Consider the following 24,053-nt stretch of genomic DNA (forward strand, 5'->3'; position numbering starts at 1 on the left):
AAAGTAAACTACTATGTCTAAAAATATCAAGGTATCGACCGGATTAGCAGTCCCCTTCTTTGCTCGTTTCTTGTCAGAGCAAGACACAGAAACTGGTGGTCCTACTTCTACCGATTTCCCCACGGCCTGGACTTTGAAGTGGCCTTCCGATTTTGAAGATAGTTAAGTAGACCAGAGCCATCTTGATCGAAAATTAAGGGAGTAGTAGTTATTTAATAACTGAAAGCTACTCCCGATTTTTGTTTAAATATTAAGTTAAAGTAGTTTTATATTGTGATCCCCAGGAGAAAATAATGTTTGAGTCGCTATCAGGAAAAAAGGTAGTTATTATTGGCATGAATTCGGGAGTTGACCTGGCGATCGCCAATAAGATATTAGAATTGGGGGCAAAAGTTGTACTTTCTCACCCATCTTCAGAGAAATTAAATCAGGCGATCGGATTAATTTATGGAGAGATTGAAGCTAAAACCGTTAACATTTTGAATCAAGATTCAGTTAATACTTTTTTTGAGGAAGTGGGAAACTTTGATCATTTAGTCGTAACGGCGATCGGAGATAGAAATATGCCCCGATCGCTCTTAGCAGAAATGACCACAGAAACGGCTCAAGGTGCCATGGACAAGTTCTGGGGAACATTTTTTGCTGTGCGTGCCGGGTTGAAAACCATAGCCACCGATGGCTCCATTACCCTAACCTCCAGTGTTTCTATGTTTAAATCTTCAAAACTGGGAGGGATTTCCGTGATCGCCGCCGCTAATAGTGCCGTTGCCGCATTTGGCCGATCGCTGGCCTTAGAAATCGCACCCATTCGGGTCAATGTGATTGCTCCTGGGCTGATAGAGGATAACAGCATCTGGAGCAGTCAAGGCGAGTCTGAACGTTCAGACCTCAGTAAGTGGGCGATCGCAGCCTTACCTGTGGCCCATCTGGGGCAACCCGATGAACTAGCGCAAGCGGTATTAAGTTTGATGACTAATCCCTATATGACCGGGGTGATTTTACCTGTTGAGGGTGGAGTCACCTTGATCTAATCGACTATATAGCAATCCTAAATAGGTTGTAACATTTCAATACTGATATGAAACGGCCAGAAGTATTACCCCAGATCCCTCCCCCCCAAGCCCCCCGTGCACGGGGGGTTTGGGGGGGCTGTTCCGGTATTCCCTTTTGATCAGGGATTTTAAACACAACTCAAATAGGATTGCTATAGTAGCTTAGTCATCGAAATTTTCAATCATCCAGTTTACAATTTCCCTATTTACCCTGTCTGGACATTCATCATGGGCGCAATGTCCGGCATTTTCCAATTCCACTAATTTTAATTGAGAGTAATATTGTAAATATTGACGAGGGTTGGCAAATTTAACTGGAATTAAACGATCTTGTAAGCCACAAAGTAACAAAATAGGAGCCGTTAATTGGGGAAATAGACTTTTAACTGTTGGGCCCAAACGAGGATTTCCCATCATTTTAATAATCGAACAAAAAGCCCGGGCTGCCCCCCGTTCCAGAGCCGGAGTTACTAAAATATCAACTAATTCATCGGTAATTGCATCGGGATTATTATAGGCTAACTGTACCCAACGCCGGATAAAACTCGGACGACGAGCCAAGGCAAAAAATAGTCTTAAAACCGGAGGAGAAGCCACAATATTTTGCACAGTTTCTACCACAGGAATTGACCAAGGCGGTAACATTTCTAATTGTAATCCGGGGTCAGGAAGACTAATTAAAACTAATCCCTTTGCTAATTTAGGGTTTTGGGATGCCACCATTAAACTAACCAAAGACCCGATAGAATTGCCGACTAAAATTACAGGTTCTCGGATAAAAGTTTTCCAAAAATCATAGACTAAATCTACCCATAATTGAGTATTGTAGGGGGCGATCGCTTTTTCCGAACCGCCAAAACCCAATAAATCCAAAGCATAAACCGTATGGGTTTGACTCAACACAGCCAAATTGTATCGCCAATGTCCAATAGAAGCCCCAAATCCATGTAAAAATAACATCGGGTAACTGGGACTAGAAGATAGGGACAAACCGGGCCGACTATAGGCGTAACGAATCCGCCAACCCCGCCAAATCCAATCCCGTTGATCACCTACTTGGTCTTGCCAGCTTGCGGAACTAATCAAATATCCTCCGATCACAACATAACTTTATATTGATAATCTTAACGTTTATGGAATTTAGGTTAAATTTGGAACAGAATATCGATGGGAATGAGTACAATAGGAAACTGTAGAACCATATCACCATCATATTGAATCGCTTGCAAACTTCTTTAATGCCTGTGACCGATAAAAAAATCAATCGCAATTTGCCTCCAATTAACGAAAATATCCGGTTTCCTAAAATCCGGGTTATAGATGCAGATGGCTCTCAATTAGGGATTCTCACCCCCCGGGAAGCCTCGCGCATGGCGGAGGAAAAGGAACTCGACTTGGTATTGGTTAGCGACAAAGCCGACCCCCCGGTGTGTCGGATTATGGACTATGGCAAATACAAGTACGAACAGGAAAAGAAAGTTCGAGAAGCCAAGAAAAAACAACACACCGTTGATGTCAAGGAAGTCAAAATGCGCTACATCATTGACGAGCACGATTACAAAGTGCGCGTCAATCAAGCCAAACGCTTCCTGCAATCAGGGGATAAAGTTAAAGCCACCATTATGTTCCGTGGTCGGGAAATTCAACACAGCCACCTCGCCAAAAGCCTCCTGGAACGTATGGCCTCTGAGTTACAAGAATTGGCTGAGGTGCAACAGGAACCCAAACAAGAAGGACGCAGCATGATGATGTTGCTCTCACCCAAAAAGTAGAATTCAGGTGTTGAATGGCTGACTTCTAAGGATTCGGTTGCCTTGGGATGTCAGCTTCAGCACCCAATCTCTAATTACCAGCCGAAACTAGAAATCTTCCCATCCTCCTTGTTAGCAAGGGGGACTTTAATTGTGAATACTTAACATCTGCGACCAAGTTTGTAACTTTTGTAATTCTGTAATATGGGTAAGGTTATATTGTAGGGGGGTGATGGTGATCAGATTTTGACGTAAAGCATGAACATCCGTCATCCATTCATCCAAGTCTGAGGGTTCGTTTAATAGTTCTACATCTTCCATTAATTCTCCAGTTAACCAATAATAGGTTTTTCCCCTAGGGTCGATACGTTTTTCCAAAATATCAACATAACGACGAATTCCTTGACGGGTAATCTTCACCCCCTGAATGTCCTGGGGGGGGACACCGGGAACATTAACATTTAGTAACATCGCTTCGGGTAGGGGCTGTTTTTCTAAGGTGTGAATTAACCGTTGGGCAAATTCCACCGCCCCTTGAAACTCCCGTGAAGAATAACTCCCCAAACTAAAAGCAATACTGGGAATTCCTTGAATTAACCCTTCCATGGCTGCTGAAACCGTACCGGAGTACAGAATATCCGTGGCCACATTCGGCCCATGATTAATTCCGGCTAAAACCAAATCCGGCGGGGTTTCCATCACCCCAAATAGTCCCACTTTCACCGAGTCGGCGGGGGTTCCCGAACAGGCCCAGGCGGTTACGGACGGTTCAAAAATATCCTCTACCTGTTCAGCGCGAATGGGATGGTGTAAGGTTAAACCATGACCCGTTGCCGAACGTTCTTGATCGGGACAAACCACAGTTACTTCATGTCCGACTTGGGCTAAACCATTGGCTAAACTGCGAATTCCTTGGGCAAAAACCCCATCATCATTACTAATTAATAGTTTCATTGACTTTAATTAATTAAACGGTCATCCTTAAATAGTCTATTTTGAATGGTGATATGGCAACCCAACTTAGTGAATTAGAAACCCAACTCGAAGACCTCCGCACCGAAGGAACAGATGCGATCGCAACTTCTCAAACCCTAGATGAATTAGAACAATTGCGAATTAACTACTTAGGCAAAAAAGGCAAAGTTTCAGTAGTTTTAGGGGGTATGGGAAAACTAGACCCCAGTGAACGGCCCCGCATTGGAGCTTTAGCCAACGAGGTCAAAAAAGCCTTAGAAACGGGTTTAGAGGATAAACGCACCGCCCTCCAACGCGCCCAACTCGAAGCCCAACTTCAGTCGGAAACCCTAGATGTCACCATGCCGGGTGTCTATCATTCCCAGGGCCGAATTCATCCCCTAAATGGCATTATTGATCGGGCTTTGGATATATTTGTTGGGTTAGGATATACCGTGGCTTCTGGCCCGGAAATGGAAACGGACTATTATAATTTTGAAGCCCTAAATACTCCCCCCGACCACCCGGCCAGGGATATGCAGGATACCTTTTATTTACCCGATGGTAACTTATTAAGAACCCATACCTCCTCGGTGCAAATTCGCTACATGGAAGAACACCAACCCCCCATCCGCATTGTCGCCCCGGGTCGCGTTTATCGTCGGGATACCGTTGATGCGACCCATGCGGCGGTGTTCCATCAAATTGAACTCTTAGCTATTGAAGAAGGCTTAAAGTTTACGGATTTAAAAGGCACAATTAAAGAGTTTTTACGGCAAATGTTCGGGGATTTACCCGTGCGATTTCGGGCGAGTTATTTTCCCTTTACTGAACCCTCGGCCGAAGTGGATTTACAATGGCAAGGAAAATGGCTAGAAGTGTTAGGATGTGGCATGGTTGATCCGAATGTGTTAAAAGCGGCTGGATATGACCCGGAAAAATACACGGGATTTGCGGCTGGTTTTGGTGTAGAACGGTTTGCTATGGTTTTACATCAAATTGATGATATTCGGCGGGTTTATGCCAGTGATTTACGCTTTTTACGTCAGTTCTAATTGTTAAAATTGAGTGTGGTTAATGAGGAGTGAAATTAATGAATAATTTGGGATTGAGGAGTAAGTCTTTTCGGGTTTTAGCATTAGTTGTATTAGCGGTTATGGGGAGTCAATTACCCACTTTAGCAACGATACAAACTAAACCCCCGACAACGAATTCAGAAACAAAAATAGCCCAAAACCGTTCTAGTTTGTGCCGAGTTATTGGGGAACAACAGGGGTTAGCGGTTCATTCTCGACCGACTCCCACTTCTCCGGTGGTTGGGGGTGTGGGATTTAAAACGGAAGTGACTTTAGCTAATAATTCTGGCGGGACTCGTGGCCCGGATGGTCGGACTTGGGTAGAAATTAGCGCCCCGATTAAGGGTTATATTTCTAATGGTTTTCCTGATAGAAGTGGGAATTTGCAAGACTGTTCGGGTCAAGTACAAAAACCCGAACCTCCAACAACACAACCCGTTAGTTTATGTCGTCAAATTGATTTTGCCGCCGCCCCCAATGGGGTTGTGGTCAGGGAAAAACCCTCTCGATTTTCTGACCGGGTTGGGAGTTTGGCTTCAGGAGCCCGAGTTAGACTGATACAGAATTATAAGTTAATTCCTGATCCGAATGGGGAAAAACGCGATTGGGTTGGCATTAGTGAGCCCGAGGAGGGATATATCTCAGCTAATACTTTGATTATGTGTCGGTAATAGTAGAGACGTGCCATGGCGCGTCTCTCTATATTTAACTCTCTATGTTTAACTATATTTAACCACAAAGACACGGAGGCACAAAGGGGTTATAACGGGATTCAAGTTTTTTGCAGAAGTTCAAAAAAACAACCTAATAAATACAATGATCCACAAATAACTGGTAAGGTATTTTCATTTTTAATAGCAGCGTCTAACGCGGGAATTAATGTGGGATAGGTTTGACAATTCTTTAAATCGGGACATAAACTTTTAGCTAGAGTTGCTAACTGTTGGGGGTCTGCATGGGGATGATTAGGAATAGGAACTAAATATAATTGATCACCGGGTCTTAATAGGGCTTGAAAAATATTAGTATGATCTTTTGTCGATAACATTCCCATCACCCAACTAATAGATGAAACCTCTAAACTATCTACATATTGACGTAAAGCTAGGGCGGCGGCGGGGTTATGGGCTCCATCAATTAATAGGCGATGCTGTTTCCAGGTAATCCATTGCAGGCGTCCTGGCCATTGAGCTTTTTCTATACCTTGAATTAGGGCATTTTCGGAAATTTGCCATCCTTTTTGACGGATGATTTGAATAGTAGCGATCGCGATCGCCGAATTAATTAATTGTATATCTCCAAATAGGGGTAAAGGGTATTCTAAACCTTGATAATTAGCTGTTTGCTGTATACCATTTTGTTTGACCCAAACCGCAGGTTTAACCCAGGTTACAGGGGCGTTTAATTCCGTCGCCCGTTGTTGAATAACTTGTTGAGCATCTGGGGGTAAAATACCGACAACCACGGGACAGTTAGGTTTAATAATTCCCGCCTTTTCAAAGGCAATTTCTGCTATTGTTGACCCCAGGTATTCTTGATGGTCTAAACCAATGGAAGTAATCACACTAACCAAGGGATAATCACAAACATTAGTGGCGTCTAAACGTCCCCCTAACCCCACTTCCATGACTGCTATATCTACTTTTTGTTGAGCAAAATATAACCAAGCTGCAACTGTTACTACTTCAAATAAAGTTGGGGGAAATTCATCGGGGAGAATGGCATTTTCTACCTGTTGTAAAACTTCTAAAAAATCCGATTGTGAAATTGGTTGTTGATTAATTGATAAACGTTCTGTCCAATCGACTAAATGGGGGGAAATATAGCGTCCAACTCGATAACCTGCTTGTGATAAAATAGAAGATAGGTAAGCACAAACCGAACCTTTACCATTAGTTCCAGCTACATGAATTATAGGAACATTTAGGTGAGGATTTCCTAAGCGTTTTAGTAGGTTTTTAATCCGTTCTAAACCTAAATTAATCCCAAATTGTTGATATTTTTGTAAAAATTTTTCCATATTATTTATATTTCATCAGCAATTATTAAATCAATTATTTCCTGCTGATTTTTGCTATAAATTCTAAAATCACTATCTAAGGTTAATATACAACTCCCTGGAATTAATTCACTCATTCTGACTAAACAAGCATCGGCTAAAGACATCGGTATATTCTGATAACGCTGCATTAAATTTCCAATAGCTTCAATTTCTTCTGTTAAATGAAAGGGTATTTTAATCACTCCCGATTTCAATAAAGCAATAACAGCTTCCTCTCCTCCATAGGTTCTATGAAGCAAAAAACACGCTTCAGAAATAACCGCTTCACAAGTGAATAATGGAGGAACTAGGGTTTTCCAAATCTGTACCGACCAACCGTGAAAGCGATCGCTTTTATCAATTAGAGCAACTAAAGGACTGGTATCTAAAATAATTAATGGCTTCATTTTGCTGAAACACCCTCCAGATAGGTTTTATTATAGGATAAATCACCGATTCCACTCTCCACACATCCTACCCACTGTTTGGCTGCTTCATAGGCTGAAATCGGTTGTTGTTCTACTTCTGGAGGTTGAATTTCTGGTTTTTGGGCTTTAAAATGCAAAAATTCAATAAAATTAATTACTTCCTCCTGTTGTTGAAGCGATAAGGTGTTAATCATCTCGACAATAGCTTCTGCTTGAGTAATAGTTTGAGTCATGATCTTCTCCTATGGTTGATAATAATATAAAATTGCTATACTCAATTTATTATAACATATCTCTACTAGAAAATCATTTAGATTGAGTGATTTTGTTAATTTAATTCGGTAGAAATTCACTATCGAGGGTAGCTTCTGGTGTAAACGGACAAACCACAGGAAATACTTCTAAAGTTAAACCCGTTTCTAAGGCTGCTTCTTGTCTAGCATCTTGATAACATTCCTCAAACACTTCTGTATAGTAAGGTTTTAAGCTGGGACTACTTTTTAATGCTTTTCTCAGTCTTCTACGATGTTCATAAATCGAAGATAACCAACTATTGGAACGTTTATCTGGTTGATATTTATATTTCAATAGATGTAGTAAAACAATAATTAAATCACTTTCTAGTGCTTGTTTTTCACTGCGTCCCATAGATTCGATTTCTTCAATTAAATTTCCCAAATCAACCTCTAATAATTGCCCTGTTTTTAACTGATTTACCGTATTTTCAATCCATAAGTAAAAATCTTGTTCATACAGGCTTAAATTTTCTGTTGATTTTAATTGAGGGTGTTTAGAGCTTACCATTGATACCTCATTTGAGAGTTAAGAGGATTAGGGTCTATTATATTAATTTATAACCGAAAAAGGTGCGTAAGACGCACCCGATAAAATGATAATTTATATAACAGTCTCAAGCGAAAACTAGGACATAAGATCACAGAGTGAAGTCTTTTCTTGCTGATTGCCTGCTATATTCAACTTTTAGGTATGGGGGCGGTGGGACTTGAACCCACACGACCTTATAAGGGTCAACGGATTTTCATTCTCCCGTAGCTTTCGCTACTACCAATTGGCTTTGAGAATTGGACTCTCTCTTTACCCTCGGCTTAACGTTAGGGTAGCTCCCGTCGAGTCTCTGCACCTTCCTAGGTATTGATCTTAGATTGGGGAAACTCCCTCATTTCTAATACCCCTAGGCTTGGCTCAGGATTGCCTTGTCTGAATTTACAGATTTAGGTTTCCCTGAATTTGACAGCTTACACTTGAGAGATTTCTCGCCTCAAGGCTCAATTTATCTTTAAGTCCGTAGCGTCTACCATTCCGCCACGCCCCCGGATTGGGTTATGTGTTGATTCGCTTTTGAATTTTCACATTTCTATATCTAAACATTTTATTTTGATTTACGCAAGGGTTTTGGGAAAGTTTTTTTTCCAGAGGGACTCAAACGTTCTCCTATTGGAATTTTTGGCTTTTGCGGAAAGACTATAATTCCACCCCCCTTAACAATCCACGGTTAGGGCGGTAAACTAAGATTGAGTTCACCTAAGCCTTAAAATATTATGATTTTGCCAGGTTCCGCCGTGCGAGTCACGAACCCTATTGATACTTATTACGGTTTCCAAGGTCTAGTTCAACGAGTCAGTGACGGGAAGGTCGCTGTTCTGTTTGAAGGAGGAAACTGGGATAAACTGGTCACTTTCAGACGTTCTGAACTAGAAGCCATTGATACAACTGCTGGACGCAAAGGCAAAAAGTAATAATGATAGTAGAGACGTGCCATGGCGCGTCTCTACACTGATAACTGATAACTGATAACTGATAACTGATAACTGATAACTGATTTATGCGTCTTCCCTTTCCTGCATTTTCAACTTCTGCCCGTTCTCAACAACATATTGGTGAGGTAATTGAAACGGCGACAACGGAATATTTAGCCCAATGTTTGGAACCGGAAGATTTAAGTTTTCCGGTGATGCCTGCGTTTGGAAGTTGGGTTAAATCTAGGGATGAGGAGTCGGGAAATAAGGTTTATGGGGTAGTTTATCATGCTACAACTAGCCCGATTGATTCGGTGCATCGGGCGAGGGCGCTAGGATTAAGTTTAGAGGAATTGCGAGAACAGCAACCGCAAATTTTTGCGATGTTAAAAACGGAATTTCGGGTGGCAATTGTGGGGTTTGAGTTGGTGGGTGAGGGAAATAATTCTCAACCGCAACGGGGCAAGATTTATCAATATATTCCGCCCCGTCCGCCTCAAATTCATCAGGGGGTTTATGAGTGTGAACCGGATGAAATTGTTAGTTTTAGTCAGGAATTAGATTTTTTAAGAACTTTATTAGATGTGGGTAATGCTCCGGTGGATTCTTTGGTGGCTGCGGCAATTCGAGAAGTTTATAAGTTCAAAACATTAGATCGAGCTTGGTTAATTGAAGCGGGACGAACCCTGAGCATTTTATTAAAAGATGATTATGATCGCTTGCGGGTGATTCTCAAACAAATTCATCCTTGATTATGGAGGAATTAAATTGATCCGTCTTCTGTTGTCACTTTCCGAATTAAGCAAGTATTAAATAAACTAATTTAGCCAAATGTCATCGGAATACTGCATTTTTTCCTAGGTTAAAAGTATATTTAACTCTCCTCCGTGACTCTTGGAGAGAGGAAAATTATAGGTTTGATTGGGTTAAATTTAACAAGTCTAAACAAGAACAGAAAATCTCAGTTTGTTGCTGAAAAATTTCTTCAGCCGTCAAATTTGATTGAGACTCAGAAATAAAATTAACTTGATCAGAAGCACTTTGATATGTTGTTTGAATTGTCAACATTAGTTTGATAAAATCATCCAAGTTATCTTTATCTTTGAGTGCAGGGATAATTACATTGCTGGGTAAAGACTCAAGTATTTTAATAAAATCGGCATCTTTTAGGTTTAAGAATGCAGCCCGAAGTTTCCTGTATTTTTGGTTAATCTCCATGCTATCATTGTGTCTATATTCATTAAGGAAATCAGGTTCTACTGACTGTTTTTTCTGAAGAATAGCCAGGTGATGTCCTGATTCAATAATTTCTATATCAAAACTATCGGGATATACTGACAACCAATTTTTTAAAATAATCTTTTCACTTTCTCGATTGAAATCATCCAAAATAACAATACCACCAATACGGAGTTGGTTATAGACTTGATATAAACAGGCTTCTCTTCCTCTTAAGGTATAGAATGGTGGCCCATCTATAATTACGCAGTCAAAACTAAGGTTATTTAAGGAATTATCTTGAGTATAAGCAAAAATCGTACCCAAACCATATTCTTGAAAACTCAAAGGCTGATATTTTAACTCAAAGAGGGATTCTGGTTGAAGAAATTCTTTAGCAAGCTCTTGAGTTTGATGATAACAGTCTAAATCTGCATCTATTGAGATTATTTTGGTTTGAGGAAAACTTAAAACTAGACGGACGGAACTTGCACCGCTACCAAATTCTAAAATATAATTTGGCAAATTAACTTTCTCATTGATCAAGTCAACAATTTTTAGGAATCCTTCTTCCCCAATCCGCCAAGCCCAATTAAGATTTAACTGATGATTATCAAAATTCATTAATTTATGGGATCATTAGATCATAAATAATTGCTTAATTGTATACAAAAAACCTAAATCGGTAATTTTATGACAATTTTGGCGACAAGCTTTGATTAAAGCTTCCGTTATGTTAACATGGATTCGTCTATTTTGGATAAAAATCTTGAATATCCTGTGCTGTTAGTTGTTGTTCTCATAAAAAAATTAGGAGCAGAATGTCATTATCCATAGGTTTTATTTTACTTACCCACAGAAACCCAGAGCAAATTTACAGACTAATAGCTCATTTAAACAGAATGTTCAATTATCCAACCATTGTCTGTCATCATGATTTTTCTAAATGTGATTTATCTGTGGATACCCTACCGAAAAACATCTCCTTTGTCCGTCCCCATATAGAAACCGCATGGGGTGAATTTTCCGCAGTAGAAGCTATAATTAAAGCCATTAAACTAATGTATGAGTCTGTAAATCCGCCAGATTGGTTTATACTACTCAGTGGAGCAGACTATCCCATCAAAACTGCTAAACAGATATTAGACGATTTCAATTCAACTGAATATGATGCTTATATACACCATGAAGAAATTATATATAAAGTTTATAAACAAAATGTCAAAATGAGCGTTATCTGGCAAATACTAGCCTATCAGCGATATTGTAGTTACGAATTATTTTCAGTTCCCTTCTTCAAAAATTTCACAATTCGTCTGGAACATCCATTATTAACTAAACCCTTTCTGCCATTTTCTAATAAATTTCGCTGCTTTGCTGGAGGTCTATGGTTTTGTGCAAATCAACGAGCGGCAGAATATATTATTGAGTTTCACAATCAAAAAAATGCCTTAGCATCACACTATTATCATCGAATGTTTGTAGATGAATCATATTTTCAAACTATCCTGGCTAATGCACCACACCTTAATCTAAAAAACGATGATTACCGCTATGTAGACTGGTCAACACAAGGGGCTCATCCCAAAACAATGGTTATGGAAGATTTGCCCCATCTTCTTGCCTCATCATGCCATTTTGCGCGAAAATTTGATATAGATTTAGATAGCAATATTCTTGATCAACTTGACACCATTACTTTAGCATGATAACTTCAGTCTTGATTACAGATTCATCTCAGTTAAAAATCAAGAAAAATTGTATGATTAAAACTTATGTAAGTAATGCTTTTTTAAAAATGGAAGATTCCCAACTGTATGCTATTTTTGCTTGGAGTCAACGCACGGCAGAAATTATTACGGATAAATCTTGGTTAACAATATTAGAAATATTTGTTCACGAACATTCTTTAGAAAAAGCTTACCTAATCTTTGAACAAATTAAATCAGCTTCAGTCACAGAGAAACTGACGGACGAGCTAGAGCAATATCAACATCTGATTGAAAATGCCATAGTATTTTTAGCAGATGGAAAAATTACAATTTTTGGTAAAGGATTTCGCAGCTTTATTGAAAAAGAAATGTTATTTGAACTTGGCGATATTAGTCACAAAAATTACCAAGTTCTGACACAATTATTTTTTAACTATCAATTAAAAGATGATTTAGAATCTATTGAAAATATAGAAGATTTTCGTAATTTAGTAGAACATTTAGAAAAACTTGGGTTGCTATCTCCTGCTACAAATTCTATAGATTGGGGTGATTTAAAAAAAGCTGTTCCTATTTGTCAAGCATTTGGTTTAACTAGGGGTATACCCGTAGATAGATATTATCTCAGCAAATATTTACAGGAAATTCAAACGCAAATTTCTGGGAATATTTTAGAAATAGGAGGAATACCAAAAGATAAGGATTTCTATGAAGTGAACCCTGGTACATCCTATCAAATTATGAATATAGAACCCGGTTTGGGAATAGATATAGTTGGTGATGCTCACGATACATCTATGATTAAACCTGAGTCCTTTGATTCCATCGTAATATTTAATGTTCTCGAACATTGTTACGCACCTTGGCAAGTAGTAGAAAATATTTATACTTGGTTAAAACCTGGAGGTAAATGTTTTGCAATGGTTCCCAGTTCCATTAGAATTCATGCTACTCCAATGGACTATTGGCGGCCTTTACCTGATGCTTTTGCTTGGATGTTTAGAAACTTTTCTCAGCAAAAGTTATATGTTTATGGTAATCCTACAACGGTCATAGCTAGTTATCATGGCATTGCTGTGGAAGAACTGACAACTGAAGAACTAGACGCATTTCATCCAGATTATCCGGTTGCTACCTGTATCGTTGCTGAGAAATAAAATTCACAATCTATAAATTGCCATGAGTCCTATCAAATTTGATATTCAACCAGAAGTTAGCATCATTTTATGTACATACAATCGAGCAAAATATTTAAATCAATGTCTTGATAGTGTGATTGATCAAACTTTTCAAAATTGGGAATTGTTAGTAGTTGATGATGGTAGTGATGATCATACATTTTAAATAGTTAATCCCTATTTAGAAAAAACTCAAAATGTCCGTTATTTGAAACATAAAAACCGCAAATTAGCCTACTCTAAAAATGTGGGTATCCAAGCCTCATTTAGCCCATATATCACATTTTTAGATAGTGATGATACTTATGCACCTAATCATATAAAATCACGGCTTAATTATCTAAAATCTCATCCTGAAATTGATTTAATACAAGGTGGATTCTTTTCCGAAGAAGAAATTTTAGTGCCTGATTATTATGAACCAGGAAAAACTATTAATTTAAAAGAATGTGTTTTAGGCCCCACATTTTTCGGTAAACGTAAAGTATTTTTTGAATTAAAAGGATTTGATAATATTGCTTATGGTGAAGATACAGATTTTTGGCAACGAGCAGAAAAAATATTTAAAACCGAAAACATTACCAACCCAGAAACCTATATTTACACAAGAGCAGAAACAAGTATTACTAAGAGTGTTTTAGAAAATATTTCTTTACATGAAAATTAATATTTTGTTTTGCTAAATTAGCTGAAAACCAAGTAACATAAAGTAACAAAATTTAACCAACAATTTTCACAGGTTTTTATATGAAAAATAGAGGAGTTATCTATTGTGCAACAGGAAATGCTATATATCTGGAAGCAACTTTAATCAGTGCGATTGTCCTTCGTCAAATAGAACCAACGATACCTATCACTATCATCTCTGATCATCCGTTACTGAAAATTCTCCCTCTGGAAAAGTACGAAATTAGTGCTAGATTTATTAATCTTAGTGAGATAAATGATAGCGGTTCATTCTCATCTAGGGATATCAAGACAAGTTTATCAAAATTTAGTCCATATCAGGAAACACTATTCCTAGATGCGGATATTCTTCCCTTCAAACCTATTTCTGATCTGTGGGATTATCTTGATTATGGAGATATGTGTATGGTGGTTGACCTAGTTCCAACATTGGGATTGTGCGATCATATTTCGGAAGAAGAGAAGAATTACACCTTACAATATTTGCCAGAAAGTACAACTCACTTTAATAGTGGGGTAATTCTTTGGAGAAATACCACGCAAACCCAGTCTTTATTTGAGTTATGGAATCGGGAGTGGCTAAAATTCAAAAAGCAAGATCAGTTAGCTCTAATTAGAGCTATTAATAAGGCACAATTCTCTGTTCAAAGCCTTCCTTGTATATACAATATTTCCCCAATAGACGCTATATCGAGGATAGAGAATAAATCCGTTAATACACTGGCTGAAATACATGAACTGTGCCAATTCAAAGCTTTATCTATGCTCCAACAATCTATGTTGAAGCAGAAACATGATATTTGCTTGATTCATTGCTGGGGTGGATATGTTGCTTTAGGTAGATTTCCGGAAATTGCTCAGAAATTTTATCCAAATATAGTTGAACAAGTAGTTGCAACTGGAATTTTTAGGAATGAATTACCTGTGAGTTGACACTCCCCAGCCTGAAGGCGTGGAGATTCTTGGTTCAGCGAAACCACTTAATCAAAGTACCTTGCAGTCCTTTAAAACGAATTTTACCATTTTCAAAGGTTTTTATATGAAAAATAGAGGAGTTATCTATTGTGCAACAGGAAATGTTTTATATCTGGAAGCAACTTTAATCAGTGCGATTGTCCTTCGTCAAATAGAACCAACGATACCTATCACTATCATCTCTGATCATCCGTTACTGAAAATTCTCCCTCTGGAAAAGTACGAAATTAGTTCTAGATTTATTGATCTCAGTGAGATAAATGATAGCGGTTCATTTTCATCTAGGGACATCAAGACACGTCTATCAACCTTTAGTCCATATCAGGAAACACTATTCCTAGACGCGGATATTCTTCCCTTCAAACCTATTTCTGATCTGTGGGATTATCTTGATTATGGAGATATGTGTATGGTGGTTGACCTAGTTCCAACATTGGGATTGTGCGCTCATATTTCAGAAGAAGAGAAGAATTACACCTTACAATATTTGCCAGAAAGTACAACTCACTTTAATAGTGGAGTAATTCTTTGGAGAAACACCACCCAAACTCAGTCTTTATTTGAGTTATGGAATCGGGAGTGGCTAAAATTCAAAAAGCAAGATCAGTTAGCTCTAATTAGAGCTATTAATAAGGCACAATTCTCTGTTCAAAGCCTTCCTTGTATATACAATATTTCCCCAATAGACGCTATATCGAGAATAGAGAATAAATCCGTTAAGACACTTACTGAAATACATGAAATGTGCCAATTTAAAGCTTTATCTATGATCAAACAATCTATGCTGAAGCAGAAAAATGATATTTGCTTGCTTCATTGCTTGGGTGGGCCTATTGCTTTAGGTAGATTTCCTGAAATTGTTCAGAAATTTTATCCAAATATAGTTGAACAAGTAGTTGCAACTGGAATTTTTAGGAAGGAATTACCTGTGAACTAATCTACAGATAACTCAAGACGTGGTATAGTGGAAAGGTTGTCTAAAAATCACACATCCAGGGATTCGGGTGTTTCTAGGGTTTAAACCCTTAGCTGATACGCCTGGATGGAGGATTAACCCGAATATAGGAGTTATGACGAATGGCCGTTATTAGTTTGGCAGAAATGCTGGAGTCTGGAGTTCACTTTGGACATCAGACCCGCCGTTGGAATCCGAAAATGTCTCCCTATATCTACACGGAGCGTAACGGGGTTCATATTATTGATTTAGTTCAAACCGCAGAACTGATGGAGGAGGCCTATGATTATGTCAGAAGTTCCTCCGAAGATGGGAAAAAGTTTCTGTTTGTCGGAACTAAACGTCAAGCTGCTGGAATTATCGCCAGCGAAGCCGCCCGTTGTGGGGGATATTATGTCAACCAACGTTGGTTGGGGGGAATGCTGACCAACTGGGCGACAATTAAAACCCGGGTTGACCGTCTGAAAACTTTGGAAGACCGCGAGTCTAGTGGTTATTTTGATTATCTTCCTAAAAAAGAAGCTTCGGTTTTACGTCGAGAATTGACGAAATTACGGAAGTATTTAGGCGGAATTAAAGCCATGCGTCGTGTTCCTGATGTGGTAATTTTAGTTGACCAACGCCGGGAATATAATGCGGTGATGGAATGTCGGAAATTAGATATTCCGATTGTATCTTTATTAGATACTAATTGTGATCCTGATTTGGCAGATATTCATATTCCCGCCAATGATGATGCTATTCGTTCAATTAAGTTGATTGTTGGTAAGTTAGCCGACGCAATTTATGAAGGGCGTCATGGTCAAGGTGCAGAAATAGCTGAAGAAGATTATGATTACGAAGCCGAATATGAAGAAGATGAAGAAGTTGAAGATATCGGCGATTTAGATTCTGATTCGGAGTCGGAAGAATAAGACCTAAAATATTTCTCAGGAGTCTTTTTTCAGGACAGGTTTAAGCTAAATTATCCGATGGGGACTCCTGGGAAGTAATCATGGAAAACATTTAGATTCATTTGTTATAATTTTTTTTAACAGATGAGTGATGGCGATAGGTAAACATAAAACAAATCTGAGGAAAAGATGGCGGAAATCTCAGCAAAAGTGGTTAAGGAACTGCGCGATAAAACTGGCGCGGGGATGATGAACTGCAAGAAAGCCCTGATTGAAAATGATGGGGATATCAGCAAGTCTATCGAATGGTTGCGTCAAAAGGGTATTAGTTCTGCGGATAACAAGACCTCTCGCAGCGCTACCGAAGGCTTGGTGGGAAGTTATATTCACACTGGCGGACGGGTGGGGGTAATTGTGGAAGTCAACTGCGAAACTGACTTTGTGGCGCGTCGGGAGGAATTTAAAGCATTAGTGAATAATATTGCCATGCAAATTGCAGCTTGTCCTAATGTGGAATATGTTTCTATTGATGATATTCCCGCCAGCATTACCGCTAAGGAAAAAGAGATTGAAATGAAGCGGGATGATTTAGGAAATAAACCCGATAATATTAAGGAAAAAATTGTTCAAGGACGAATTGATAAACGTCTTCAAGAGCTATCCTTAGTTGATCAACCTTACATTCGCAATCAAGATATTACGGTGGCGGAGTTGGTGAAACAAAGTATTTCTCTGTTAGGCGAAAATATTAAAATTCGTCGCTTTGCTCGTTTTGTTTTGGGTGAAGGCTTGGAGAAGGAAGAAAAGAATTTTGCGGATGAAGTCGCCGAACAAATGGGTAAAGCCTAGGTTATTTCTGAAGTTAATTAATAGTTAAGACTCCGATCAGATCAAATTTTAATTATGATCGGAGTTCATTCATTTTTAATTCCTAATTCGTAATTCCTAATTCCTTTATGGCTGGATCAATAAATCGCGTTGATCAGGATATCGCTGCTTTGGAAGATGCGATCGCTAAAATTGCCCAAGAGTTTCATCACGCCTATGAGGTGTATTTGGTTGCTCTGGGGCAAGGAGTACGTCAACAATTGATTTTGGCAAGTTATCATCTCTGCACTCAAATCTATCCTCAAGTATTTTTAGAGTTATCGGTTTCACAACGACAAAAATTACAACAGGGGCTAAGAAATTTAGCCCGACAAATGCAGACGGATTTATGCGAGTCTCTGCAAGCTCCGGCTGATTTTGAACTTGAGGATTTAGATGATGATTTTACCTCTGAACCGGAGGAGGAACAGCCAGAGGAAAATTTGCAGGTTTCTCAGACTCCAAAACCGTTAACCCCTGAGCGTTTATTCTCTTGGCAAGATGGGATTGAAACCGGAATTGTCCGACTGTTGAAATTGCTATCTAAGGATACCAACTTGCAGTTACAACGGTTTGGACTGTTACCAAAAAATTACCCCAAGCTATTCTGGAAGTGGCTTCTAAGGCTGATGCTTCCAGCGATATGGTGGCTGGGCCAGCGAATCTACTCCAGATCATGATTGAGACGGAGGATGATGACGAGTCCCAAACCTCGATCATGACAAGGTTAACGGCTATTCATCTGCGCTTGGGGGAAATTGAGTTTGCTGATGCTAATGTGATGGCGCGACGTCACCAACTCCGCCATTTGTCGGGACAGTTTACTAATATCCGTCGGGAGTATCAAAAAAAGTTACGCGAGAGAGCCATACTCCAGGCAGAATCCGCTTGGAGATCTATTTGGTATGAGGATTGAGAAATGCTTGAAATGCTTATAGGTTGAGTTGTATAGCTTTTAATTGACTAAAAAATCAAGAGTAGGTACGCACGACCCCCACCAGCGTATACTTAAATTATAGCACCTAAAAATTATTCGTGTCAACCTTGTTTAAAATTTGCTTTAATTCTACCCAAAAACTCAGGGGCGGAAAATTCATCAAAGTCTGTAATCCTATAGATAAAGGGTTTTATCTATAATTGATTAAAAAGTCAAGCGTAAAGCCATGCTCCTGCATACAGCATTTGCTAAAATTATAGCAAAATGGATTTGTTATTGTCAACCCCTGGAAAAATTTGATTTAATTCCTATTATTAAAAAGCTGAGTAGGAAGGTTAAAGAAAAGCTAAGTAAATCTCTGTGGTGCTGACAATACTGTATATTATAATAGGCTGTGGTGAGTCACAAATACAGGGTAATTAGGAAGTTAGATTAAGATGAAATCTTATCAACCAGACTGGTGGAGATTTAGTAAAGCGTTGTGCGTTGAAGCAGAACGGGGTTTTACAAATTTGCAGGGTAGTCAATATAAATTCCATGAATTTTTTTATGTGAGTTTAAAGGAATTGTTTGAAAATGCACCGCCGGAGACCCAACAACGGTGTCAAGATTTGGCGGAGGATTTTTTGCGTTATCCTGAATTAAAATTAGAAGACCGCCAACATTTAATTGCAGATACGAGACGGTTTTTGCTGCAATTACAACGGTTATTTGATTGTCGGAATCAGGTATCGAAAATTCGGGAAACGGAACAAGATCAAAAGCAAAATCAACAAACAGTTACAAAGACAACTGGGATTACAGAACAGGCAAAGGTTGTTAATATATCCTTAGAACAATCCTTAGAAAAAATTATCGGGCCTAGAAATAGCGATCGCGTAGCAAAATTAGGGGTTTTAACCGTATTTGATTTACTGTATTATTATCCTAGGGATCATATTGACTATGCACGACAGGTCAAAATTAATGAACTAGAACCAGGGGAAACCGTCACCTTAATTGCTCAGGTAAAACGGTGTAATTGTTTTAGTAGTCCTCGGAATAAAAAATTAACCATATTAGAATTAGTATTAAGCGATAATACCGGACAGCTTAAAATTAGTCGATTTTATGCTGGAAATAGATATAGTAGTAAAGGTTGGCAACATCAACAAAAAAATAATTATGCGACCGGGGCGTTAATTGCCGCATCGGGTTTAGTCAAAAAAAATCAATATGGAATTACCTTAGATAACCCGGAATTAGAAGTTTTAGATGATGCCGGGGGTCAAATTGAATCAATGAAAATCGGGCGACTTTTACCTGTGTATCCGTTATCGGATGGGGTCGGGGCGGATGTAGTTAGAAAAGCGGTAATTGCAGCTTTACCTGCGGCGAAACAATTGGCAGATGCCTTACCCGAAGAAGTATTAAATCAATATCAATTAATTGGGTTAACTAATGCCATTGAGAATATCCATTTTCCTCCAGACCGAGATTGTTTATCGGCGGCGAGACGGCGGTTAGTGTTTGATGAATTTTTCTATTTACAGTTAGGATTATTAACCCGAAGACAACAACAGAAACAGGTTGAAACCAGTGCAGTTTTAGCACCCAAGGGAAAATTAATTGATGAATTTTATCAGATGTTACCGTTTAAATTAACCAATGCTCAAAATCGGGTAATTCAAGAAATTCTCCAAGATTTATATTCTCCTGAACCGATGAATAGATTAGTTCAAGGAGATGTAGGAGCAGGGAAAACTGTAGTGGCGGTGGTGGCAATGTTAGCGGCAATTCAAGCCGGATATCAAGCCGCATTAATGGCCCCGACGGAAGTTTTAGCCGAACAACATTATCGAAAATTAGTCGAGTGGTTTAATTTAATGCACCTACCTGTAGAATTATTAACAGGTTCAACAAAAGTTGGCAAACGACGTCAAATTCATGCCCATTTAGAAACGGGAGAATTGCCTGTTTTAGTCGGAACCCATGCCTTAATTCAAGATCAGGTTAATTTTCATCGTTTGGGGTTAGTAGTGATAGATGAACAACATCGGTTTGGAGTTCAACAACGAGCTAGATTACAACAAAAAGGAGAATCTCCCCACGTTTTAACCATGACGGCGACGCCCATTCCCCGAACATTAGCCTTAACCTTACATGGGGATTTAGATGTGAGTCAAATTGATGAACTTCCCCCCGGTCGCCAACCAATTCAAACTACAATTTTAAACGGAAAACAACGACGGGATGCCTATGATTTAATTCAGCGCGAGGTAGCAAAAGGCAGACAGGTTTATGTGGTGTTACCGTTAATTGAAGAATCGGAAAAATTAGATGTTAAATCGGCGGTGGAGGAACATCAAAAATTACAGTCTAAGATTTTTCCTGAGTTTAAAATTGGGTTGCTCCATGGTCGAATGAGTAGCGCGGAAAAAGATCAAGCTATTACTCTATTTCGGGATAGAGAAACCCAAATTCTGGTGTCAACAACGGTGGTGGAAGTGGGGGTTGATGTTCCCAATGCCACGGTGATGTTAATTGAAAATGCAGAACGATTTGGATTATCTCAGGTGCATCAATTACGGGGTAGGGTGGGTCGTGGAAAAGATAAATCCTATTGTTTATTAATGTTAGGAGGTTCTACCCCGGAAGCGCGACAAAGGTTACAGGTTTTGGAACAATCTCAGGATGGGTTTTTGATTGCAGAAATGGATTTACAATTGCGAGGGCCAGGACAGGTTTTGGGTACTCGTCAGTCGGGTTTACCGGATTTTGCTTTAGCGAGTTTAGTCGAGGATCAGGAGGTGTTACAATTAGCTAGGGATGCCGCCCAAAAGGTATTAAAAAAAGATCCAAAGTTACAGGGTTTACCTTTAATGCGGGATGAATTAAATCGTCGTTATATTAAGATTATGGGAGGCAGCATTTTAACCTAAACTCTTTCTATTACCCATTACCTATCACGGATTTAAAAGGATTACGCAGATTAACACAGATTAAAATCCGTGAAATCTGAACACTGATTAAAAGGATTACGCAGATTAACACAGATTAAAATCCGTGAAATCTGAACACTGATTAAACGGATTACGCAGATTAACACAGATTAAAATCCGTGAAATCTGAACACTGATTAAACGGATTACGCAGATTAACACAGATTAAAATCCGTGAAATCTGAACACTGATTAAACGGATTACGCAGATTAACACAGATTAAAATCCGTGAAATCCTCTTAAATCCGTGTTCCCCATTCCCTTAAAAAAAATGAAAATAGTATTAACAAATGATGATGGTATTGATGCACCCGGAATTAAAGCGTTAGGGGAGGCAATTTCTGGGGAAAAAATCTGGATTGCTCCTGAAAAAGAATATTCTCAATGTGGGCATCAAGTGACGACCAATCAAGGAATTAAGGTAGAAAAACGTTCAGAAATTGAATATGCAATTGGGGGAACTCCCGCCGATTGTATTCGGTTAGCGGTGTCCCATCTTTGTCCTGATTTAAGTTGGGTAATTTCGGGGATTAATTCGGGGGGAAATATGGGGGTTGATGTTTATATTTCTGGGACGGTGGCGGCAGTTAGGGAAGCAGCAATTCAAGGAATTCCGGGGATAGCTTTATCCCAATATCGTAAAAAAGGAAAACCCGTAAATTGGAAAACGGCAACCCGTTGGGCAAGTTTAGTGTTAAATGAATTAATGAAACATCCTCCGCAACAGGGGTATTTTTGGAATGTTAATTTTCCCTATTTGGAACCGGAAGACCCTGACCCAGATATGGTATTTTGTAAATTAGGAACCCAATCTTTGCCGATTAATTATAGAATAGAAGGGGATTATTTTCATTATCATGGAAATTATAGCGATCGCCTTTATGAAGTGGGAACGGATGTAGAAGTGTGTTTTCGTGGTAAAATAGCTGTGAGTTTAATTAAATTGTAGGTGAGGGGTCAAGATTAATTGAACCACAAAGACTCAAAGACACAAAGAGGTTAGAAATTTAACCGGCTGGTTGGTATCATGGGTGAATGTGACAATTCTTAACACCATTTATCATGAAATTAGTTTAATATCAAAAATTAGGTGGTTTTTCTAGGTGCTGTGATTAGTAAGACGCCTATTTGTTGAATTTAGCTTTGGGATTAAAATTTTAGTATGAGCGTTAACTTAGCAACCCAACTGCGAGAAGGCACGAAGAAGTCTCACACAATGGCGGAAAACGTTGGTTTTATCAAGTGCTTTTTAAAGGGTACGGTAGAAAAAACGTCTTACCGGAAATTGGTGGGTAATCTCTATTTTGTTTACTCCGCAATGGAAGAAGAAATGGAGCGCCACCGTAACCATCCAATTTTATCTAAATTGTATTTTCCTGAACTGAATCGCAAACAAAGTTTAGAGCAGGATTTATACTTTTATCATGGTGCAAATTGGAAAGAAGAAGTACAATCTTCTGAAACAACAAAAGCTTATGTTGCTCGAATTCGAGAAATCTCCAATTCTGAACCCGAATTGTTAATTGCACATCTCTATACTCGCTATTTAGGGGATTTGTCCGGGGGGCAAATTCTTAAGGGAATTGCTCAAAATGCGATGAACTTACAGGATGGACAAGGAACTCAGTTTTACGAGTTTAATGATATTCCCGACGAAAAAGCGTTTAAGGTCAATTATCGTCAACAAATGGATAGCGTTGATATTGACCAAGAAATGGCAACTCGCATTGTTGATGAAGCCAATGATGCGTTTGGGATGAACATGAAAATGTTCAACGAATTAGAGGGGAATTTAGTTAAAGCTATTGGTCAAATGTTATTCAATACCTTAACTCGTCGCCGGACAAAAGGGGCAACGGAAGGGTTAGCAACCGCCGCCGAATAATCAGTTAAAATACGGAAGATTCAATTAATTTCATCCTGAACGCGAGAATTTGGCTTGTGTTCGGGATTTTGTGGTTTTGAACTACCTACACTTACTCGTAGAGAAGTGTGGGTAGTTTAGTTGACTATCGGCTTACTGACTAACAACTTGCTGGGTGTTTTTTTGTCTATGGAAGGCATAGAGTTGAAAGAAAACAATCATCCCTACAATAAAACTACCCGTGACAGCAACGGCTGTATTTAGGGGTAAACTATTTTTGAATACTGCTAGTAAAACAATCACCAATAAAAGTACCGTTGGGACTTCATTTAAACTGCGGAATTGTTGACTGGTGAATATAATTTTATTTGTGGCTAATTGTCGCATAATTCGACCACAATAAAAATGATAGGCGACTAAAACCGCAACTAATCCTAATTTGATATGCAGCCACATATCTTGTAAAAGACTGGGTTGTGTAATTAAAAGGGCGATCGCCATCACCACCGTTACCACCATTCCAGGGGTTGTAATAATCCCATAAAGACGCTTTTCCATCAATTCATATTGTTCTTTTAAAATGCTGCGGGCGGGCTCGGGTTTGTCTTCGGCTTCGGCGTGATAAACAAATAATCTCACCAAATAAAATAAACCCGCAAACCAGACAACCATTCCGATGATATGAAAGGATTTAAACCAAAAATAAGTCATAGATCCAATAAAATC

Annotated in this window: 26 protein-coding genes and 1 pseudogene; 19 read left to right on the top strand and 8 right to left on the bottom strand. The window is 38.9% G+C overall.

Annotated features, from left to right (window positions below; genetic code table 11):
• The first annotated feature begins 13 nt into the window (after nt 1-13).
• Nucleotides 14-166 (top strand): microviridin/marinostatin family tricyclic proteinase inhibitor, encoded by a 153-nt coding sequence (locus tag AC559H_RS12955; protein ID WP_081693637.1) that lies wholly within the window; start codon nt 14-16, stop codon nt 164-166.
• A gap of 127 nt (nt 167-293) precedes the next feature.
• Nucleotides 294-1,031, top strand: coding sequence for an SDR family oxidoreductase (locus AC559H_RS12960; RefSeq protein WP_026795604.1), 738 nt, complete (start codon nt 294-296; stop codon nt 1,029-1,031).
• A 183-nt stretch (nt 1,032-1,214) separates the two neighbouring features.
• Here the strand turns inward: AC559H_RS12960 and AC559H_RS12965 are convergent, their stop codons facing one another.
• Nucleotides 1,215-2,135, bottom strand: a complete 921-nt coding sequence (locus AC559H_RS12965) for an alpha/beta fold hydrolase (RefSeq protein WP_036831712.1) — start codon at nt 2,133-2,135, stop codon at nt 1,215-1,217.
• Between the two features lie 155 nt (nt 2,136-2,290).
• Between AC559H_RS12965 and infC the strand changes: the two genes are divergently transcribed.
• On the top strand, nt 2,291-2,824 hold the full coding sequence (infC, locus tag AC559H_RS12970; RefSeq protein WP_026785810.1) for a translation initiation factor IF-3: 534 nt from the start codon (nt 2,291-2,293) through the stop codon (nt 2,822-2,824).
• Nucleotides 2,825-2,950: 126 nt separating this feature from the next.
• Here the strand turns inward: infC and surE (AC559H_RS12975) are convergent, their stop codons facing one another.
• Nucleotides 2,951-3,757, bottom strand: a complete 807-nt coding sequence (gene surE, locus AC559H_RS12975) for a 5'/3'-nucleotidase SurE (RefSeq protein ID WP_026795602.1) — start codon at nt 3,755-3,757, stop codon at nt 2,951-2,953.
• 53 nt (nt 3,758-3,810) lie between these two features.
• On the opposite strand from surE (AC559H_RS12975), the gene pheS reads away from it, so the two are divergent.
• The gene (gene pheS, locus AC559H_RS12980) at nt 3,811-4,812 is read left to right on the top strand and encodes a phenylalanine--tRNA ligase subunit alpha (protein ID WP_026795601.1); all 1,002 of its coding nucleotides are present in this window, start codon (nt 3,811-3,813) and stop codon (nt 4,810-4,812) included.
• Between the two features lie 38 nt (nt 4,813-4,850).
• Complete coding sequence (locus AC559H_RS12985; protein WP_036831670.1) at nt 4,851-5,504, top strand: SH3 domain-containing protein; 654 nt, start codon at nt 4,851-4,853, stop codon at nt 5,502-5,504.
• 101 nt (nt 5,505-5,605) lie between these two features.
• On the opposite strand, the gene AC559H_RS12990 is transcribed toward AC559H_RS12985, so the two are convergent.
• The 4 genes from AC559H_RS12990 to AC559H_RS13005 all read right to left on the bottom strand — a co-directional run bounded on the left by AC559H_RS12990 (nt 5,606) and on the right by AC559H_RS13005 (nt 8,106).
• Nucleotides 5,606-6,853, bottom strand: a complete 1,248-nt coding sequence (locus AC559H_RS12990) for a bifunctional folylpolyglutamate synthase/dihydrofolate synthase (RefSeq protein ID WP_036831668.1) — start codon at nt 6,851-6,853, stop codon at nt 5,606-5,608.
• 5 nt (nt 6,854-6,858) lie between these two features.
• Nucleotides 6,859-7,281, bottom strand: coding sequence for a type II toxin-antitoxin system VapC family toxin (locus AC559H_RS12995; RefSeq protein ID WP_026795598.1), 423 nt, complete (start codon nt 7,279-7,281; stop codon nt 6,859-6,861).
• The gene (locus AC559H_RS13000; RefSeq protein ID WP_026795597.1) at nt 7,278-7,535 is read right to left on the bottom strand and encodes a hypothetical protein; all 258 of its coding nucleotides are present in this window, start codon (nt 7,533-7,535) and stop codon (nt 7,278-7,280) included. The genes AC559H_RS12995 and AC559H_RS13000 overlap by 4 nt, the downstream gene beginning before the upstream one ends.
• 100 nt (nt 7,536-7,635) lie before the next feature.
• Nucleotides 7,636-8,106 carry a DUF29 domain-containing protein gene (locus AC559H_RS13005; RefSeq protein WP_026795596.1) on the bottom strand — a complete coding sequence of 157 codons (471 nt, stop codon included), beginning with the start codon at nt 8,104-8,106 and terminating at the stop codon, nt 7,636-7,638.
• Nucleotides 8,107-8,861: 755 nt separating this feature from the next.
• On the opposite strand from AC559H_RS13005, the gene AC559H_RS13010 reads away from it, so the two are divergent.
• Nucleotides 8,862-9,059: an NAD(P)H dehydrogenase subunit NdhS gene (locus AC559H_RS13010; protein WP_026795595.1), complete on the top strand. Its 198-nt coding sequence runs from the start codon at nt 8,862-8,864 to the stop codon at nt 9,057-9,059.
• Nucleotides 9,060-9,145: 86 nt separating this feature from the next.
• Entirely contained in the window at nt 9,146-9,811 is a 666-nt protein-coding gene (locus tag AC559H_RS13015; protein ID WP_026795594.1) for an HAS-barrel domain-containing protein, read from the top strand.
• A gap of 157 nt (nt 9,812-9,968) precedes the next feature.
• Here AC559H_RS13015 and AC559H_RS13020 read toward each other — a convergent pair whose 3' ends face one another.
• A complete protein-coding gene (locus AC559H_RS13020) occupies nt 9,969-10,901 on the bottom strand; it encodes a class I SAM-dependent methyltransferase (RefSeq protein WP_026795593.1) in 933 nt (310 codons plus the stop codon).
• A gap of 197 nt (nt 10,902-11,098) precedes the next feature.
• Here AC559H_RS13020 and AC559H_RS13025 point away from each other — a divergent pair, with 197 nt between their 5' ends.
• The 12 genes and pseudogenes from AC559H_RS13025 to AC559H_RS13080 all read left to right on the top strand — a co-directional run bounded on the left by AC559H_RS13025 (nt 11,099) and on the right by AC559H_RS13080 (nt 23,348).
• Nucleotides 11,099-11,986: a beta-1,6-N-acetylglucosaminyltransferase gene (locus AC559H_RS13025; protein ID WP_026795592.1), complete on the top strand. Its 888-nt coding sequence runs from the start codon at nt 11,099-11,101 to the stop codon at nt 11,984-11,986.
• A 53-nt stretch (nt 11,987-12,039) separates the two neighbouring features.
• The gene (locus AC559H_RS13030; protein ID WP_026795591.1) at nt 12,040-13,146 is read left to right on the top strand and encodes a class I SAM-dependent methyltransferase; all 1,107 of its coding nucleotides are present in this window, start codon (nt 12,040-12,042) and stop codon (nt 13,144-13,146) included.
• 22 nt (nt 13,147-13,168) lie between these two features.
• Nucleotides 13,169-13,834: pseudogene (locus AC559H_RS13035) on the top strand (glycosyltransferase family 2 protein).
• Between the two features lie 80 nt (nt 13,835-13,914).
• Nucleotides 13,915-14,787, top strand: coding sequence for a glycosyltransferase (locus tag AC559H_RS13040; protein ID WP_026795590.1), 873 nt, complete (start codon nt 13,915-13,917; stop codon nt 14,785-14,787).
• A 106-nt stretch (nt 14,788-14,893) separates the two neighbouring features.
• Nucleotides 14,894-15,766 (top strand): glycosyltransferase, encoded by an 873-nt coding sequence (locus AC559H_RS13045; RefSeq protein WP_148292273.1) that lies wholly within the window; start codon nt 14,894-14,896, stop codon nt 15,764-15,766.
• Between the two features lie 140 nt (nt 15,767-15,906).
• Nucleotides 15,907-16,698, top strand: a complete 792-nt coding sequence (gene rpsB / locus AC559H_RS13050; RefSeq protein WP_026785796.1) for a 30S ribosomal protein S2 — start codon at nt 15,907-15,909, stop codon at nt 16,696-16,698.
• A gap of 168 nt (nt 16,699-16,866) precedes the next feature.
• The gene (gene tsf, locus AC559H_RS13055) at nt 16,867-17,526 is read left to right on the top strand and encodes a translation elongation factor Ts (RefSeq protein WP_026785795.1); all 660 of its coding nucleotides are present in this window, start codon (nt 16,867-16,869) and stop codon (nt 17,524-17,526) included.
• 107 nt (nt 17,527-17,633) lie between these two features.
• Nucleotides 17,634-18,224, top strand: a complete 591-nt coding sequence (locus tag AC559H_RS13060) for a hypothetical protein (RefSeq protein WP_052349600.1) — start codon at nt 17,634-17,636, stop codon at nt 18,222-18,224.
• Nucleotides 18,225-18,262: 38 nt separating this feature from the next.
• Nucleotides 18,263-18,460, top strand: a complete 198-nt coding sequence (locus AC559H_RS13065; RefSeq protein ID WP_237746362.1) for a hypothetical protein — start codon at nt 18,263-18,265, stop codon at nt 18,458-18,460.
• A gap of 458 nt (nt 18,461-18,918) precedes the next feature.
• Entirely contained in the window at nt 18,919-21,402 is a 2,484-nt protein-coding gene (gene recG, locus AC559H_RS13070) for an ATP-dependent DNA helicase RecG (RefSeq protein WP_026795587.1), read from the top strand.
• A 332-nt stretch (nt 21,403-21,734) separates the two neighbouring features.
• Nucleotides 21,735-22,412, top strand: coding sequence for a 5'/3'-nucleotidase SurE (gene surE, locus AC559H_RS13075; protein ID WP_026785792.1), 678 nt, complete (start codon nt 21,735-21,737; stop codon nt 22,410-22,412).
• 213 nt (nt 22,413-22,625) lie between these two features.
• Nucleotides 22,626-23,348 carry a biliverdin-producing heme oxygenase gene (locus tag AC559H_RS13080; protein WP_026795586.1) on the top strand — a complete coding sequence of 241 codons (723 nt, stop codon included), beginning with the start codon at nt 22,626-22,628 and terminating at the stop codon, nt 23,346-23,348.
• Nucleotides 23,349-23,480: 132 nt separating this feature from the next.
• Here AC559H_RS13080 and hemJ read toward each other — a convergent pair whose 3' ends face one another.
• Nucleotides 23,481-24,038 carry a protoporphyrinogen oxidase HemJ gene (gene hemJ, locus AC559H_RS13085; protein WP_026785790.1) on the bottom strand — a complete coding sequence of 186 codons (558 nt, stop codon included), beginning with the start codon at nt 24,036-24,038 and terminating at the stop codon, nt 23,481-23,483.
• Nucleotides 24,039-24,053 lie beyond the last annotated feature (15 nt).

Origin of the sequence: Planktothrix prolifica NIVA-CYA 540, assembly GCF_963864145.1 — a bacterium.
GTDB lineage: Bacteria > Cyanobacteriota > Cyanobacteriia > Cyanobacteriales > Microcoleaceae > Planktothrix > Planktothrix agardhii.

What these genes read in the sequence shown, in the direction of transcription:
- AC559H_RS13060 (WP_052349600.1), top strand. Translation starts at nt 17,634, where the DNA reads ATGGCTGGATCAATAAATCGCGTTGATCAGGATATCGCTGCTTTGGAA.
- AC559H_RS13020 (WP_026795593.1), bottom strand. Translation starts at nt 10,901, where the DNA reads ATGAATTTTGATAATCATCAGTTAAATCTTAATTGGGCTTGGCGGATT.
- AC559H_RS12990 (WP_036831668.1), bottom strand. Translation starts at nt 6,853, where the DNA reads ATGGAAAAATTTTTACAAAAATATCAACAATTTGGGATTAATTTAGGT.
- AC559H_RS13065 (WP_237746362.1), top strand. Translation starts at nt 18,263, where the DNA reads ATGACAAGGTTAACGGCTATTCATCTGCGCTTGGGGGAAATTGAGTTT.
- infC (WP_026785810.1), top strand. Translation starts at nt 2,291, where the DNA reads ATGCCTGTGACCGATAAAAAAATCAATCGCAATTTGCCTCCAATTAAC.
- recG (WP_026795587.1), top strand. Translation starts at nt 18,919, where the DNA reads ATGAAATCTTATCAACCAGACTGGTGGAGATTTAGTAAAGCGTTGTGC.
- AC559H_RS13045 (WP_148292273.1), top strand. Translation starts at nt 14,894, where the DNA reads ATGAAAAATAGAGGAGTTATCTATTGTGCAACAGGAAATGTTTTATAT.
- AC559H_RS13005 (WP_026795596.1), bottom strand. Translation starts at nt 8,106, where the DNA reads ATGGTAAGCTCTAAACACCCTCAATTAAAATCAACAGAAAATTTAAGC.
- tsf (WP_026785795.1), top strand. Translation starts at nt 16,867, where the DNA reads ATGGCGGAAATCTCAGCAAAAGTGGTTAAGGAACTGCGCGATAAAACT.
- pheS (WP_026795601.1), top strand. Translation starts at nt 3,811, where the DNA reads ATGGCAACCCAACTTAGTGAATTAGAAACCCAACTCGAAGACCTCCGC.
- AC559H_RS13080 (WP_026795586.1), top strand. Translation starts at nt 22,626, where the DNA reads ATGAGCGTTAACTTAGCAACCCAACTGCGAGAAGGCACGAAGAAGTCT.
- AC559H_RS12955 (WP_081693637.1), top strand. Translation starts at nt 14, where the DNA reads ATGTCTAAAAATATCAAGGTATCGACCGGATTAGCAGTCCCCTTCTTT.
- AC559H_RS12995 (WP_026795598.1), bottom strand. Translation starts at nt 7,281, where the DNA reads ATGAAGCCATTAATTATTTTAGATACCAGTCCTTTAGTTGCTCTAATT.
- AC559H_RS12985 (WP_036831670.1), top strand. Translation starts at nt 4,851, where the DNA reads ATGAATAATTTGGGATTGAGGAGTAAGTCTTTTCGGGTTTTAGCATTA.
- hemJ (WP_026785790.1), bottom strand. Translation starts at nt 24,038, where the DNA reads ATGACTTATTTTTGGTTTAAATCCTTTCATATCATCGGAATGGTTGTC.
- AC559H_RS13025 (WP_026795592.1), top strand. Translation starts at nt 11,099, where the DNA reads ATGTCATTATCCATAGGTTTTATTTTACTTACCCACAGAAACCCAGAG.
- AC559H_RS13030 (WP_026795591.1), top strand. Translation starts at nt 12,040, where the DNA reads ATGATTAAAACTTATGTAAGTAATGCTTTTTTAAAAATGGAAGATTCC.
- surE (WP_026785792.1), top strand. Translation starts at nt 21,735, where the DNA reads ATGAAAATAGTATTAACAAATGATGATGGTATTGATGCACCCGGAATT.
- AC559H_RS13010 (WP_026795595.1), top strand. Translation starts at nt 8,862, where the DNA reads ATGATTTTGCCAGGTTCCGCCGTGCGAGTCACGAACCCTATTGATACT.
- rpsB (WP_026785796.1), top strand. Translation starts at nt 15,907, where the DNA reads ATGGCCGTTATTAGTTTGGCAGAAATGCTGGAGTCTGGAGTTCACTTT.
- AC559H_RS12960 (WP_026795604.1), top strand. Translation starts at nt 294, where the DNA reads ATGTTTGAGTCGCTATCAGGAAAAAAGGTAGTTATTATTGGCATGAAT.
- surE (WP_026795602.1), bottom strand. Translation starts at nt 3,757, where the DNA reads ATGAAACTATTAATTAGTAATGATGATGGGGTTTTTGCCCAAGGAATT.
- AC559H_RS13015 (WP_026795594.1), top strand. Translation starts at nt 9,146, where the DNA reads ATGCGTCTTCCCTTTCCTGCATTTTCAACTTCTGCCCGTTCTCAACAA.
- AC559H_RS13000 (WP_026795597.1), bottom strand. Translation starts at nt 7,535, where the DNA reads ATGACTCAAACTATTACTCAAGCAGAAGCTATTGTCGAGATGATTAAC.
- AC559H_RS13040 (WP_026795590.1), top strand. Translation starts at nt 13,915, where the DNA reads ATGAAAAATAGAGGAGTTATCTATTGTGCAACAGGAAATGCTATATAT.